The sequence below is a fragment of the Streptomyces endophytica genome (assembly GCF_026153355.1).
Classification (GTDB): Bacteria; Actinomycetota; Actinomycetes; order Streptomycetales; family Streptomycetaceae; genus Streptomyces; species Streptomyces endophytica.
Genome location: NZ_CP110636.1, coordinates 1,688,998 through 1,702,359, shown reverse-complemented (window position 1 = coordinate 1,702,359; position 13,362 = coordinate 1,688,998). Strand labels below are relative to the sequence as shown.

Genomic DNA, 13,362 nt, shown 5'->3' with positions numbered 1-13,362 from the left:
GCGGTGACGGTGCGTGGCCGGAAGGGCGGGCGTACACCGGACGTACACGTGTGCTCCTCCCTGCGGCGTAGGGCGCCGGGGCGTCGAAACACGTAGGCTCGGGCTACCGCACAATCGTTGTCGTATGGCAGGAGTCACGTCGTGATCCCCGGTGGTCAGCCCAATATGCAGCAGCTGCTCCAGCAGGCCCAGAAGATGCAGCAGGATCTTGCGGCCGCCCAGCAGGAGCTGGCGGAGACGCCCGTGGAGGGTTCCTCGGGCGGCGGCCTGGTCAAGGCGACGGTGACCGGCTCCGGTGAGCTCAAGGGCCTGGTCATCGACCCCAAGGCGGTCGACACCGACTCCGCGGAGGAGACGGCCGAGACGATCGCCGACCTCGTGCTGGCGGCGGTCCGCGACGCCAACGCCAAGGCCCAGCAGCTCCAGCAGCAGAAGCTCGGTCCGCTCGCCCAGGGTCTGGGTGGCGGCGGCATTCCCGGCCTCACTTTCTGAGGAATCCCCGGTCTCCCTTTCTGAGGAGTAGCCAACTAGCGTACGCAGCACGGCAGAAGAGAGAGAAGACGTTCCGTGTATGAAGGCGTGGTCCAGGACCTGATCGACGAGTTGGGCAGGCTGCCCGGCGTCGGTCCCAAGAGCGCGCAGCGGATCGCCTTCCACATCCTTCAGGCCGAGCCGACCGATGTCCGCCGGCTCGCGAACGCGCTGATGGAGGTCAAGGCGAAGGTCCGGTTCTGCAGCGTCTGCGGCAACGTGGCGCAGGAGGAGCAGTGCCGGGTCTGCCTGGACCCGCGGCGTGACCCGGCGGTCATCTGTGTCGTGGAGGAGCCCAAGGACGTCGTGGCGATCGAGCGGACCCGCGAGTTCCGCGGCCGCTACCACGTCCTCGGTGGCGCGATCAGCCCCATCGAGGGCGTCGGCCCCGACGACCTGCGGATTCGGGAACTGCTGGCCAGGCTCGCGGACGGCACCGTCACGGAGCTGATCCTGGCCACCGACCCGAATCTGGAGGGCGAGGCCACGGCCACGTATCTTGCCCGCATGATCAAACCCATGGGTTTGAGGGTGACGCGACTGGCGAGCGGTCTGCCGGTCGGCGGCGATCTGGAGTATGCCGACGAGGTCACGCTCGGGCGGGCCTTCGAAGGGAGGAGACTTCTCGATGTCTGATGCCACGCTGCACAACGCGCGACAGAACCCGGACGACTTCGCCGTTTCGATCTCCGACTCGATCGAGAGCTTCATCGTCGCGGTCACGGAGGTCGCCAAGGGGGACGAGCCGGACAGCGCGGTGCCCTTCCTCCTCCTGGAGGTCTCCCAGCTGCTGCTCACCGGCGGCCGCCTGGGCGCGCACGAGGACATCGTCCCCGAGGAGCGCTACGAGCCGGACACCGGGCCGGAGCCCGATGTGGACGAGCTGCGGGAGCGTTTCGCCGCCCTGCTCGACCCGGTGGACGTGTACTCCGAGGTCTTCGACCCGTACGTGCCGCGCAGCGAGCCGGTGGCCTGCCGGATCTCGGACGATCTGGCGGACATCATCACCGACCTGCGGCACGGGCTGGCGCACTACCGCGCCGGGCGGATCGTCGAGGCGTTGTGGTGGTGGCAGTTCTCCTACCTGACCAACTGGGGCCCGACCGCCTCGGCCGCCCTGCGGGCGCTGCAGTCGCTGGTCGCCCACGTACGCCTGGACCAGCCGCTGGACGAGCTGGACGGGCTGGACACCGACAGCGGCGTCAACGGCGACGGTGACGAGGAGCGGCTCGCGGAGGAGGCCGGGAAGGTCATGGCCGCGGAGATCGCCGGGCCGCTGGGGCTCCGGGAGCTGCGGGGCACCTGAGCCCGCGGGAGCCGGGCCGCCGGGCCGGCGGCTGTGACCTGGGTTACCTTTCCGTGTGTACCGGCCCGTAGCGGGCATGTGCTCGCCGAGCGGGCGCGACGGTGCGCCACGCGGAACCGACCGGCGGGAGATCACGCGGTGGGCCGGGCGTCTCCCGACGTACGGCAGGGACGGTCCGTCTCACGGACGCGTCTCACCATGTGATAACGGCAGGGCGGACTCCGCTTGCTCGTTAGACTGAGCCGACCGCAGTACCCCCATGTCCGGGGGTCCGGGAGGAAACTCCCGAAGAGACAGTTGCGAGGAGCGCACGTGGGCCTTGTCGTGCAGAAGTACGGCGGCTCATCCGTTGCGGATGCCGAGGGCATCAAGCGCGTTGCCAAGCGAATCGTCGAGGCCAAGAAGAACGGCAACCAGGTTGTCGTGGTGGTTTCGGCGATGGGCGACACGACGGACGAGCTGATCGATCTCGCGCAGGAAGTGTCCCCGATTCCGTCGGGGCGCGAGTTCGACATGCTGCTGACCGCCGGAGAGCGGATCTCCATGGCCCTGCTGGCGATGGCGATCAAAAACCTCGGTCACGAGGCGCAGTCCTTCACCGGTAGCCAGGCCGGTGTCATCACCGATTCCGTGCACAACAAGGCGCGGATCATCGATGTCACCCCGGGCCGTATCCAGGCCTCCATCGACGAGGGCAACATCGCCATCGTCGCCGGTTTCCAGGGCGTGTCCCAGGACAAGAAGGACATCACGACGCTGGGGCGCGGTGGCTCGGACACCACCGCGGTGGCGCTGGCCGCCGCGCTGAACGCCGACGTCTGTGAGATCTACACCGATGTGGACGGTGTCTTCACCGCCGACCCGCGGGTCGTCAAGAAGGCCCGGAAGATCGACTGGATCTCCTTCGAGGACATGCTGGAGCTCGCCAGCTCCGGCTCCAAGGTGCTGCTGCACCGCTGCGTCGAGTACGCACGCCGTTACAACATCCCGATCCACGTCCGGTCGTCCTTCTCCGGGCTGCAGGGCACGTGGGTCAGCAACGAACCGCAAGGGGACCAGCCGATGGAGCAGGCAATCATCTCGGGCGTCGCACACGACACCTCCGAGGCGAAGGTCACGGTCGTCGGAGTCCCGGACAAGCCGGGCGAGGCCGCGCGCATCTTCCGTGCGATCGCTGACTCCGAGGTCAACATCGACATGGTCGTGCAGAACGTGTCCGCCGCGTCGACCGGTCTGACCGACATCTCCTTCACCCTTCCCAAGGCCGAGGGCCGCAAGGCCGTGGCGGCCCTGGAGAAGACCCGCGCCGCGGTCGGCTTCGACTCGCTGCGCTACGACGACCAGATCGCCAAGATCTCGCTGGTCGGCGCGGGTATGAAGACCAACCCGGGCGTCACCGCGACGTTCTTCGAGGCGCTGTCGAACGCCGATGTGAACATCGAGCTCATCTCGACCTCCGAGATCCGCATCTCGGTCGTCACCCGCGCCGATGACGTCAACGAGGCCGTGCGCGCCGTGCACACCGCCTTCGGTCTCGACTCGGAGAGCGACGAGGCCGTGGTCTATGGCGGCACCGGTCGATGATCCCGGCCGAAGCGGGCCGTCCGTCCCTCGCTGATACGGCGGGGGCGGAGGCCCGCACGGCCCGTGAGCCGGCCGGCAAGCCGGATCTCGCCGTCGTCGGCGCCACCGGCGCCGTCGGCTCGGTCCTGCTCGGCATCCTGTCCGAGCGGGCCGACATCTGGGGCGAGATCCGGCTGATCGCGTCTCCGCGCTCGGCAGGCCGCAAACTGACCGTACGGGGCGCCGAGGTCGAGGTCGTCGCGCTGAGCGAAGAGGCCTTCGACGGCATCGACGTCGCGATGTTCGACGTCCCGGACGAGGTCGCCGCGCAGTGGGCGCCGGTCGCGGTGTCCAAGGGCGCGGTGGTCATCGACTCCTCGCGCGCGTTCCGGCGGGACCCGGACGTGCCGCTGGTCGTCCCGGAGATCAACGCGCACACGGCCCGGGTGCGCCCGCGCGGCATTCTCGCCGGCCCCGGCTGCACCACCCTCGCGATGATCGTCGCGCTCGGTGCGCTGCACGCCGAGTACGGGCTGAGCGAGCTGATCGTCTCCTCGTACCACGCCGCCTCCGCGGCCGGGCGGGCCGGCGCCGAGACGCTGCGGGCCCAGCTGTCCGCGGTGTCCGGTACGGACCTGGGGGCCACGCCCGGTGACGTACGGCGGGCCGTCGGCGACACCCTGGGGCCGTTCCCGGCGCCGCTCGCGCTCAACGTCGTGCCCTGGGCCGGCACCCTCCAGGAGGACGGCTGGTCCTCGGAGGAGCTCGACGTCCGTCACGAGTCCCGCAAGGTCCTCGGACTGCCGGAGCTGCCGGTCGCCGCGACCTGCGTGCGGGTGCCGGTGCTCACGACCCACTCGCTGACCGTCCACGCCCGTTTCGAGAACGAGGTCACGGTCGGCGGCGCGCACGAGATCCTGGCGGCGGCACCCGGCGTCGTGCTGTGCGACGCCCCCGAGGAGGACGAGTACCCCACCCCGTCCGACGTCGTCGGCACGGACCCCACCTGGGTGGGACGCGTACGGCGCTCCCTGGACGATCCGCGGGCGCTGGAACTGTTCGTGTGCGGCGACAACCTCCGCAAGGGCGCGGCGCTGAACACGGCCCAGATCGGGGAGTTGGTGGCGGCGGAGATGCGGGGGCCGCGGGCGGAGCGCGGGGCGCGGGGGTAGGTGGCACTGGGGCTCGTGCGGGCCCCGTCCGGTGCTTGTGTGGGGCCTCTCCGAGGTGGGCGGCCGTGCGGTGCCTGTGTGGCTGGCTGTGTGGTGCCTGAGGTCTTTGGTTTCTTTGTTTTCTTTGGGTTCTCTGGGTTGGGGCCGGTTCCGGTGGGGGTTGTTGCTCGGTTCTGTGAGGGGTGACTTGGCGGGATTGGCCGTCGCGGGCCGACCGTCTGGGGGATACTTTGAGGGACGTGTGAAGATCCTGTGAGCGAATCGCTGGTCCGTACCTCTTGATCTGGGCTGACGATCTGTTCGACCATTCGCTCCCCGCCACACTGCAACCGGCAGTTCGGCGGGGAGCGTCTTTGTGGCCATCCCGGGGGAGGGGCGGTCCGGGACGCCTGCGGGTCTGCACGTGTGAGACCTCGGGTGTCGGGGCGAACTCATCGGGATAAATGGGGCATTCGGGAAGAGCTGGTACGCATGAGGGCATTTGATGCATCGTCAAAAGCGGTGCCTTGCGCGTACAACCCTTATGGGGGAAGCGTGTCCAACAAGCGTGGCAGAGGTACTCGGTTTCACCATCGCCCCAGCGGGCGCGGCAGGCGCGGCAGTGCGTCCGCAGCGGCCCCGCGCAGCCGGGGGCATGCCAGTGATCGCACCCTGGCCCACCACGCGTCCCGCGCAGATTCCTTCTCAGCGTGGGGACACTGACGACGCGATGGCCGTGGGCACCACAGTCGACCACCTCACCGAGACCTACCGCGCGCACTACCGCTCCCTGCTCGGTCTCGCCGCACTGCTCCTCGACGACACCGCCTCCTGCGAGGACGTCGTACAGGAAGCCTTCATCCGCGTGCACTCCGCGCGCGGCCGGGTGCGCGACCCCGAGAAGACCCTCGCCTACCTCCGGCAGACGGTCGTCAACCTCTCGCGCTCCGCGCTGCGTCGGCGCATCCTCGGCCTCAAGCTGCTCTCCAAGCCGATGCCCGACATGGCCAGTGCGGAGGAGGGCGCGTACGACCTGCTGGAGCGGGACCAGCTGATCAAGGCGATGCGCGGGCTGCAGCGCCGCCAGCGCGAGGTGCTGGTGCTGCGCTATTTCGCCGACATGACCGAGGCACAGGTGGCGCAGACGCTGGGCATATCGCTCGGCTCGGTCAAGGCGTACGGGTCGCGGGGCATCGCGGCGCTCCGCGTCGCGATGGAGACTCCGGCATGAGTGGCAACAGGTTCGGCCGGTACGGGCCGTTTGGCGCGGGTTCTTTGGGGGGCGTGACCGGGTCGTTGGGGTCTTCGGCTGGGTCTGTCGGGTCGGTTGGGCCCATGGGGCCGGTCGGTTCGGTTGGTTCGGTTGGTTCGGTTGGTTCGGTTGGTTCGGTTGGGCCCATGGGGCCGGTTGGTTCGATCGGTTCGGTTGGCTCGGCCGGTTCTGAGGGTGGGCTGGGTGGCGTGCCCGGGGGGCGCGCGGTTCCGGGCTGGGCGGCGGGGCGTGCCGGTGTGGACGACGCCTCGTACCGCACGCGCGGCGCGTCGGCCCATGGGCCGCAGGGGCTGTACCTCGTACGCGAGGCACACGACGGTGGCCGGGCGCGCGGCGGCGGCCGGGCGCACGGCGGCGGTCAGGGCGGCTCCGCGAGTCACGGGAGCCGCGAGAGCCACGAGACCCGGGAGCAGGAGCCTCGCGGAGGGCATGAAGGCCGCGAGCTCTGCGCGAGCCGGGAGACCCGCGAGAGCCATGAGTACGACCGGGGAGTGCGTGATCGCGAGACCCGGGCCCGCGAGGCCGAGGCGGGTGAGACGCGGTCCCGTGGGGGCGAGGCCGGTGCGACCCGCTCCCGTGGGGGCGACCGCGACAACGATGCCCATAGCGGCGGAGCGTTCGACGGTCCTGTCTCCGGGGGCCCGGCCTCCGCGGGGCCGGCCTCTGCGAGCTCTGCCTCCGGGGCAGCGGGGGCGACGGTGACGGGGATGACCACGGCCGTAGCCATCCCACCGGCGGTGGATTCGGTGGCGGCTTCGGCGACGAGGACGATCTGAGGCGCCTCCTGCAGTCCAGCGTCGACGGCCTCGAACCGTCCCCGGACGCCCTGGACCACCTGCGCCGCGCCGTACCGGCCCGCCGCCAGCGCCGTCGGCACGTCGTCGTCGGCGCGGCCGCCGCACTGCTGCTCGGCGGTACGTCGATCCCCGCCATGCTCCACGTCGTCAACCTCGCCGACGGCTCCCCCGACCGGCCCGCCAACGCCGCGAGCAGCCAGCGCGCCCACGACGCCGACGGCGGCACGCACGGCGAGGGCACCGAGCAGGCCGGGCCGCGCCCGACCGACCAGGGCGGCGCCAGGCCGGGCGGGGGCCAACCCGCCGGCAAGGGCAAGGCCGCGGAGAAGAACGGCGCCGGTCATGGCGCGGGTGCCGGCACCCCCGCCCCGGACGAGACCATGGATGTCACCTCGCCGGTCTGCGGGCGTGATCAGCTCGGACAGGGAACGAGCAAGGTCGGCCAGGCGGACGCCGACGGCCGCGTCTACGGTGCGTTCCGGGTGGTCAACACCTCCACCACACCCTGTTCCGTCCAGGGCGGCGGGACCGTCGTCCTGGCTTCCGCGCAGGGGTCCACGAACCCCGACCACATCCACGTCGTCGACCACACCTCGGGTGACGAGGCCACCGGCCTACCTGATCCGGCCACCACCCCCGACCAGCTGGTGCTCAAGCCCGGCGAGGCGTACGAGGTGAAGTTCGCCTGGATCCCGCAGGCCGGCGGCGGCCCCACCGGGTGCGCCAACCCGGGGCCCTCGCCGACTCCCGACCCTCGAAGGACCCGGGGCAGTCCCCGGACGCGGGGGCCACGACGGGCACCGACGGCGGCCAGGCGGGCGGCGACGACGGTACCGGCGGTGGCGGAGCCACGCCCGGAGGGATCGTTCTCAGCCATACGCCGGAGGCCGGCGAGCCCGCCGCCACCGACGCCAAGATCACCGACGCCTGCGCCGGAACGGTTTACCGCACGGAGGCGGTGGCGGCCCAGTAGGGCCCGGCGGGACTCGGCCAGGGGGCGGTGAGGGCCCGCCGCGCGGGCCCCGTACCGTTGACGGGGTGTACCGGTTCCTGCTGACCCCGCGGTGGTGGGGGATCAACGTCTTCGCCGTGCTGGCGATTCCCTTCTGCATCTTCATGGGCAGCTGGCAGCTGAGCCGCTTCGAGGACCGCGTCGACACCCACCGGCAGCAGGAAGACCGCTCGGCCCGGGCGAAGACCGCGGCCGCCCGGCCGCTCGACAGCCTGCTGCCCGTCGACAAGGTCACCTCCGGACGCCAGGCCAGCGCCCGCGGGCACTACGACACCGAGCACCAACTGCTCGTCCCGGCCCGCACGCTGAAGGACAAGCGCGGCGAGTGGCAGGGCTTCTACGTCCTCACCCTCCTGCGCACGGACCACGGCAAGGCGCTCCCGGTCGTACGTGGCTGGCTGCCCGGTGACGCCGATGCGAAGGCCGACGCGGCGAAGGTGCCCGCGCCGCCCAAGGGCGAGGTGACGGTCACCGGCGCGCTGCAGGCCTCCGAGAACCAGGGCACCGACGGCGTCCAGGCGGGCGGCGGACTGCCGCACGGTCAGCTCGGCATGATCAGCGCGGCGTCGCTGGTCAACATCGTGCCGTACGACGTCTACGACGCCTGGATCACGCAGACCGACCCGCCGGCCCCGCTGCACGCGGTCCCCCCGGCCGCCGCCGAGGGCAGCGGCCTGGACCTCAAGGCCTTCCAGAACCTCGGCTACACCGGCGAGTGGTTCGTCTTCGCCGGCTTCGTGGTCTTCATGTGGTTCCGCCTCTTCCGCCGCGAATCCGAAGCCGCGAAGGACGCAGCCCTGGGCCTCCTCCCGGAAACGGGCGAGGCGGGGGTGTTTCGGCGGCTGCGGGGGATGTGTCGGCTGGGGTTTCGGGTGTGGCGGCTGGGACGGCGGAGGCGTCGGCTGGGGCGGCGGACGTGCTGACTGGCCAGGAACGGGGCGGGGCGGCGGGGGTGGGGCGGGGCTGAGGGGCTCGGTAGCTGGTCCCCCTGGGGGGCCGCCCCCCGCCCCCACCCCTCCCACCCCACCCCCGCCCACCTGCAACGGGCACCTGCAACGTCGTTGCACCTGGTCAGAGGGCGTACGACCGTTGTAGCCGCAATGGAATCGGTGTGCCACGGTAGCCCCATGGCAGGCAACCGCACCCCCTCGCACCGCCCTGACCAAGCCCAACCGCACAGCCACGACCACGCGGACCTGGCGCACCCCCGTGACGGCCGTGGCGACGGCCCCGCCGGCCTCGGCGACGGCCCCGTATTTCTCGGCGACGGCCACGGCGACGATCCCGCCGTCCTCGGCGACGGCCCCGCCCACCCCGGTGACGGCCTCGGGGACGGCCCCACGGGCAAGCTCCCGGCCACTCCCACCCCGGCCCCCACGGCCACGGCCCCAGCCACTCCCACCCCGGTCACGACGGCCACGACCACGGCCACTCCCACCCCGGGCTGCCGTCGCAGGCCGGGCGTTGGGGGCGGGTGCGGCATCAGCTTGGTCATCTGCTCACCCCGCACAGCCACCAGGCCGCGGACAAGGTCGATGCCGCGATGGAGACCTCCCGGGAGGGCATGCGCACGCTGTGGCTCTCGCTCGGGATCCTCGGGGGACCGGGCTGGTCCAGGCGGTCGTCGTCGCGATGTCGGGCTCGGTGGCACTGCTCGGTGACACCCTCCACAACGCCGCGGACGCCCTGACCGCAGTGCCGCTCGGCATCGCCTTCGTGCTCGGCCGCCGTGCGGCGAACCGCCGCTACACCTACGGCTACGGGCGCGCCGAGGACCTCGCCGGTATCGCCATCGTTCTCACCATCGCCGCCTCCTCCCTCCTGGCCGCTTACGAGGCCGTTGACCGCCTGCTGCATCCCCGTGACGTGACCCACCTGGGAGCGGTGGCCGTGGCCGCCGTCGTCGGGTTCCTCGGCAACGAGTGGGTGGCCCGCTACCGCATCCGCACCGGCCGCAAGATCGGTTCCGCGGCCCTGGTCGCCGACGGGCTGCACGCCCGCACCGACGGTTTCACCTCCCTCGCCGTCCTCCTCGGTGCCGGAGGCGCAGCTCTCGGCTGGCGCCTCGCCGACCCCCTCATCGGTCTGCTGATCACTGCCGCCATCCTCGTCGTCCTCCGCGACGCGGCCCGCGAGGTCTACCGGCGGCTGATGGACTCCGTCGACCCCGAGCTCCTCGACACCGCGGAGGCCGCCCTGGGCACGGTGGCCGGGGTCCGTGACGTGGGCCAGGTCCGCATGCGCTGGATCGGTCACACGCTGCGTGCCGAGGCCGAGATCGTCGTCGACGCCCAACTGACCGTGGTGCAGGCCCACGCGCTCGCCGTCGCCGCCGAGCACGCACTCATCCACGCCGTCCCCCGGCTCACCGCCGCGACCGTCCACACCGATCACACGACCGAGGGCACCGGGATCACCGATCCGCACGCCGCCCTCTCCCACCACGCGGTGGCCTGAGAGGGGGCCGCGTTACGGAGCGGCGTACGGGGCGGCGTTACGGGCCCGTGTTGCGGAGCCGCGTTATGGGGCCGTGTTGCTGGGCCGCGCCCGCGAGAGCACTGCTCTCCTGTTCTCCGGCTCTCCAGTTCTCTTGCTCTCTTGCTCTTTCGCTCTCCTTCCGGGAGGTCGCCCCTCTTTCCTGTGTCCGTGCTTGTGCTGCCGTGCTGCCGTGCTGCTGCTCAGGCGTTCTCGTGCTTGGTGGCCAAGTAGCGCTGGGTGAAGTCGAGTTCCAGGCGGACCTGCTTGATGCGTTCCTCGACGACGAGGGAGCCGTGGCCCGCGTCGTAGCGGTAGACCTCGTGCGGGTGGCTGCGCTGTTCCAGGCGCTGGACGTAGTTCTCCACCTGCTGGATCGGGCAGCGCGGGTCGTTGACGCCGGCGGAGATGTAGACCGGGGCCCGCACCGCGTCCACGTAGGTCAGCGGGGACGAGGCCTCGAAGCGCTCCGGGACCTCCTCGGGGGTGCCGCCCAGGAGGGTGCGGTCCATGGCCTTGAGGGCTTCCATCTCGTCGTTGTAGGCGGTGACGTAGTCCGCCACCGGTACCGCCGCGAGGCCCAGTGCCCAGGCGTCCGGCTGGGTGCCGACCCCGAGCAGGGTGAGGTAGCCGCCCCAGGAGCCGCCGGCCAGGACCAGCTGCTCCGGGTCCGCCAGGCCGGAGCCGACCGCCCACTCGCGCACCGCGGCGATGTCTTCGAGCTCGATCAGCCCGACGCGGTGCTTGAGCGCGTCCGTCCAGGCGCGGCCGTAGCCCGTCGAGCCGCGGTAGTTGACGCGTACGACCGCGAAGCCGTGATCCACCCACGCCGCCGGGGACGAGGCGAAGGAGTCGCTGTCGTGCCAGGTCGGGCCGCCGTGGATGTCGAACACCGTCGGGAAGGGGCCGTCGCCCGCAGGCTGCTGCACCAGGGCGTGGATACGGCCGCCGGGGCCGTCCACCCAGACGTCCCGCACCGGCACCGATCCCGGCGCCTTCATGCCGGGCGGGTCCAGCACGACGGCACCGCTCGTCGAGCGCACCTCCGGGGGCTGCGCGGCCGACGACCACAGGAACTCGACCGTGCCGTCGGGCCGTGCCGTCGAGCCCGAGACCGTGCCGGCCGGGGTCTCGACCCGGGTCAGTATCGCGCCCGCCGGCTCCGCTCCGAGGTCGTACCGCCACAGCTCGCTCCGGGCCTGGTACTCGTGCTCCACGAGCAGTGCCGAGCCGTCCGGGTACCAGTCGGCGCCGACGTCTCCCGGGAGGTCGATCTCCAGGGCCGTCTCCTTGCCGGTCAGCGGGTCCCAGATCATCGGCTCCCAGCGGCCCCGGCGCTGGTGCCCGACCAGCAGCCGGGAGTCACCGTCCACCGGTGCGAAGCCCAGCACCGACAGGCCCAGCTCCTCGGTGCCGCCGTTGGTGTCGTCCAGCTCGGCGACCGTGGAGCCGTCGGGCCGGACGACGCGGATCGCGGAGTGCATCGCGTCGCCGTGCTCGGTGTGCTCGATGGCGATCAGTGAGCCGTCGTGCGAGAGATCGCCGACGCCCGCCGACTCGCGGTGCCGGTAGATCTCCGCGGGGGACTGTCCCGGGCGTACGACGTGGATGGTCGAGCCGTCGTCGTCCGTGGAGCGGCCGACGATCGCGGTGCCGTCGCGGCCGATGGCCAGGCCTCCCGGGTAGGAGGGGGCGAGTCCGGGGGTGGCCGGCTCGTCCGGCCCGCCGGCGAACGGCTGCCGCATCCAGACGCCGAACTCGTCCCCGTCGGTGTCCGAGAACCACCAGACCCATTCGCCGTCCGGCGAGAGCGTCCCGTCCGTCGTGCCGTTCGGCCGGTCCGTGGCCTGTCGCTGGGCGCCGGTCGCCCGGTCCCAGGTGTACAGCTCGAAGGTGCCGGTGGCGTTCGAGACGAACAGGGAGCGGTCCGGGGCGTCCTCGGCCCAGTCCGGCAGTCCGATCCGCGGGGCGCGGAAGCGCTTCTCCCAGTCGGGCATGTCCGTGGTGTCCCGTTTCGGCGAGGCGGCCGGGTCAGGTGTCGACGTGCCCGGGCCCGTTATGGGGTCGGCCGAGTCCGTCAGCGTCCCGGAGGAGCGGGCGGAGCGGTCGGGGTCGGCCGAGGAAGGGGTCGGGGCGGGCGTGCGGTCGGGTCCTGCGGTCGTCTCGTCAGTCATGCGCCCATTCTGCGCCCGGCGCTCGAAATGCGTTGGCGAGGGCCACAACCCTGTGGATAACTTCGCGATATGCGAAAACACACCGGCCCCGACGACTGGCGGGAGACCAATCGCGCGAGGTGGGACGAGCGGGTGGCCATCCACACCGCGAGCGATTTTTATGACCAGGAGCGCTTCCGCCGGGTCCGGGACGTGATCCGCGACTTCGAGACCGCAGAGGTCGGGGACGTCACCGGCCGGTCCCTGCTCCACCTCCAGTGCCACTTCGGGCAGGACACGCTTTCCTGGGCGCACCGCGGCGCCGCCCGCGTCGTCGGCCTGGACTTCTCCGAACCGGCCGTGGAAGCCGCCCGCGAGCTCGCCGCCGGGCTCGGCTACGGCCCGGACCGTGCGGCCTTCGTCGCCGCCGACGTCTACGACGCCGCCGAGGCCGTCCCCGACGCCTCGTACGACATCGTCTACACCGGAATCGGTGCCCTGAACTGGCTCCCGGACCTGGAGCGCTGGGCCGACACCGCCGCCTCGCTCGTCGCACCCGGAGGCTTCCTCTACCTCGCCGAATTCCACCCGCTGGCCGACGCGCTCGACGACGAGACCGGCGCGCGGATCGTCCACGACTACTTCCGGCGGGACGCCTGGGTCGACGAAGTGCCCGGTACGTACGCGGACTTCGAGGCGCCGACGGTCAACAACCGCAGTGTCGAATGGCAGCATCCGCTGGGCGACGTCGTCTCCGCACTCGCCGGCGCCGGTCTGCGCATCGACTTCCTGCACGAGCACGACATGACCATGTTCCAGCGGTTCGCCGCACTTCGGCGGGGCGACGACGGGTACTACCGCTTTCCCGCCGACCGTCCCCGCGTTCCCCTCATGTACTCGCTGCGGGCCAGTCGTCCTCGTTGAGGTGCGTTCCTACGGGCCCGTTGCCCCGGGGCTCCGGGGGCGGTGCCGTTCGTCCGTACCGCCCCCGGCTAGTGTGGCCGACCGGTCCCGGCCGGTCAGGCGGCAACGACGGGCACCGGCGCAGGCCATCGAAGAACGATGCAGGCCATCGACGAACGATGCAGATCAACGTAGAAC

10 protein-coding genes and 1 pseudogene are annotated in these 13,362 nt (G+C 71.5%); 10 read left to right on the top strand and 1 reads right to left on the bottom strand.

The window, feature by feature from the left end:
- Positions 1 to 141: 141 nt before the first annotated feature.
- The 9 genes and pseudogenes from OJ254_RS07695 to OJ254_RS07655 all read left to right on the top strand — a co-directional run bounded on the left by OJ254_RS07695 (position 142) and on the right by OJ254_RS07655 (position 10,090).
- Positions 142 to 492, top strand: coding sequence for a YbaB/EbfC family nucleoid-associated protein (locus tag OJ254_RS07695; RefSeq protein WP_261956522.1), 351 nt, complete (start codon positions 142 to 144; stop codon positions 490 to 492).
- A 75-nt stretch (positions 493 to 567) separates the two neighbouring features.
- Positions 568 to 1,167 carry a recombination mediator RecR gene (gene recR / locus OJ254_RS07690; protein ID WP_006604196.1) on the top strand — a complete coding sequence of 200 codons (600 nt, stop codon included), beginning with the start codon at positions 568 to 570 and terminating at the stop codon, positions 1,165 to 1,167.
- The gene (locus OJ254_RS07685; protein WP_265361750.1) at positions 1,160 to 1,837 is read left to right on the top strand and encodes a DUF5063 domain-containing protein; all 678 of its coding nucleotides are present in this window, start codon (positions 1,160 to 1,162) and stop codon (positions 1,835 to 1,837) included. Before recR ends, OJ254_RS07685 begins: the two co-directional genes overlap by 8 nt.
- Before the next feature lie 312 nt (positions 1,838 to 2,149).
- The gene (locus tag OJ254_RS07680; protein ID WP_030813352.1) at positions 2,150 to 3,421 is read left to right on the top strand and encodes an aspartate kinase; all 1,272 of its coding nucleotides are present in this window, start codon (positions 2,150 to 2,152) and stop codon (positions 3,419 to 3,421) included.
- Positions 3,418 to 4,572: an aspartate-semialdehyde dehydrogenase gene (locus OJ254_RS07675; RefSeq protein WP_265361749.1), complete on the top strand. Its 1,155-nt coding sequence runs from the start codon at positions 3,418 to 3,420 to the stop codon at positions 4,570 to 4,572. Before OJ254_RS07680 ends, OJ254_RS07675 begins: the two co-directional genes overlap by 4 nt.
- Before the next feature lie 547 nt (positions 4,573 to 5,119).
- Positions 5,120 to 5,782: a SigE family RNA polymerase sigma factor gene (locus OJ254_RS07670; RefSeq protein ID WP_265361748.1), complete on the top strand. Its 663-nt coding sequence runs from the start codon at positions 5,120 to 5,122 to the stop codon at positions 5,780 to 5,782.
- 973 nt (positions 5,783 to 6,755) lie between these two features.
- The gene (locus tag OJ254_RS07665) at positions 6,756 to 7,625 is read left to right on the top strand and encodes a hypothetical protein (RefSeq protein WP_265361747.1); all 870 of its coding nucleotides are present in this window, start codon (positions 6,756 to 6,758) and stop codon (positions 7,623 to 7,625) included.
- Between the two features lie 34 nt (positions 7,626 to 7,659).
- The gene (locus tag OJ254_RS07660) at positions 7,660 to 8,556 is read left to right on the top strand and encodes an SURF1 family protein (RefSeq protein WP_265361746.1); all 897 of its coding nucleotides are present in this window, start codon (positions 7,660 to 7,662) and stop codon (positions 8,554 to 8,556) included.
- Positions 8,557 to 9,077: 521 nt separating this feature from the next.
- Positions 9,078 to 10,090: pseudogene (locus OJ254_RS07655) on the top strand (cation diffusion facilitator family transporter).
- A 221-nt stretch (positions 10,091 to 10,311) separates the two neighbouring features.
- On the opposite strand, the gene OJ254_RS07650 reads toward OJ254_RS07655, so the two are convergent.
- Positions 10,312 to 12,105 carry a S9 family peptidase gene (locus OJ254_RS07650; protein ID WP_265365087.1) on the bottom strand — a complete coding sequence of 598 codons (1,794 nt, stop codon included), beginning with the start codon at positions 12,103 to 12,105 and terminating at the stop codon, positions 10,312 to 10,314.
- Between the two features lie 246 nt (positions 12,106 to 12,351).
- Between OJ254_RS07650 and OJ254_RS07645 the strand changes: the two genes are divergently transcribed.
- Positions 12,352 to 13,185, top strand: coding sequence for a class I SAM-dependent methyltransferase (locus OJ254_RS07645; RefSeq protein ID WP_265361745.1), 834 nt, complete (start codon positions 12,352 to 12,354; stop codon positions 13,183 to 13,185).
- Positions 13,186 to 13,362: the final 177 nt, after the last annotated feature.